Consider the following 1,506-nt stretch of genomic DNA (forward strand, 5'->3'; position numbering starts at 1 on the left):
TCTTTCCGCCAACTTTGCCGACTACACCTTTGCCTCCGATTGCCGCTGCCTCCGACGCAGGCGGCACAGGCACTTTGTCGGCCTTTGCCCTGTCGAGGATCGCCATTGCAAGCGGGTGGGTCGAACCAGTCTCCAAGGCGGCGGCCGTGGACAGCACGTCGCGTTCGCTGCGATCAATGGGGACAACGTCCGTCACCTTGGGCTTGCCTTCTGTCAACGTCCCGGTTTTGTCGAGGGCCATTGCGGTGATCGAGCCCAGCATTTCGAGAATGCCACCGCCCTTGATGAGGAGGCCGCGTCGTGCCCCTGCCGAAAGCGCGGCGGCGATGGCCGCTGGGGTGGAGATGACCAGCGCACACGGGCAGCCGATGAGGAGAATGGCTAACCCCTTGTAGACCCATTCCTTCGGATCAGCGGCCCACAAGAGCGGCGGCATCACCGCGATCAAGGCTCCAATGACCACTACGCCCGGCGTGTAGTAGCGTGAGAACCGGACTATGAAGCGCTCCGTCGGTGCCTTGCTCTCCTGCGCCTCCTCGACAAGGCGAACAACGCGCGCGATGGTGTTGTCAGCCGCGGCCGACGTGACTTTGACCCGCAATACAGCTTCGGTGCTGATCGTACCGGCGAAGACGCTTTCCCCGGCACATTTGCGGACAGGCGTGCTTTCGCCGGTCACCGGAGCCTCATCGATCGCGCTTTCGCCCTCGACAATAGTGCCGTCCGCTGGGATGCGCTCGCCGGGCCGCACGAGGACGGTCGAGCCGACTTCAAGTTGATCGACGGCAGTCTCTTCGGTCTTGCCGTCCCGCTCGACCAGAGCGGTCTTTGGAACCAGCGCCGTGAGACTTTTGATGCTCGCCCTGGCACGTCCGGCAGCGACGCCTTCAAGCAACTCGCCGACCAGAAACAGGAAGACAACAGTCGCGACCTCTTCTGTCGCCCCAATGATCACGGCGCCGACTGCAGCAATGGTCATGAGTAGTTCGATTGTGAACACCGACCCGTTCAGCGCCGCCATCAAGGCCCGCCATGCTATCGGTATGAGCCCGATGAGCATCGCCGCAATGAATGCCCACGCTTCGACCTGAGGCAGTGCCCTACCGATCCCGTAGGCCCCGACGAGCGCAACGCCGCTGGCAATCGTCAGCAGTCCCTTTCTGGATCTCCACCAAGGACCGTCGACTTCCGCCCCGTGGTCGCTAAGCGAGCCTTCAGCATGTTCAGGGCGATCATTGATCTCGCTGTCGGTCGCACTGCGTGTGGCCAGCGTGATACCGTACCCCAACCCTCGGACTGACCTCTCCAGAGCTGGAAGGTCACTGTCGTTGCGGTGTTGCACGGTCATCGTACCGGCCGCCACTGAGACGTTGACATCATCAACACCGTCAATGCGACGCGCAGCCGTCTCGATCTTGGACGCGCAGGACGCACAGTCCATGCCGGTCAGGCGATAGCGGGTCTGAGCTTCGGTCACTGGAAACCTCACGGGCTTGCAAAGGGTGA

The 1,506-nt window shown here is 62.4% G+C and carries 1 protein-coding gene; it reads right to left on the bottom strand.

The annotated features are described in order from the left end of the window. The coding region (locus AC0L2P_RS32090) for a heavy metal translocating P-type ATPase (protein WP_473507230.1) at positions 1–1,477 on the bottom strand (1,477 nt) is incomplete at its 3' end. Between the last annotated feature and the right edge of the window lie 29 nt (positions 1,478–1,506).

It is taken from the genome of Mesorhizobium sp. WSM4836 (genome assembly GCF_055811815.1).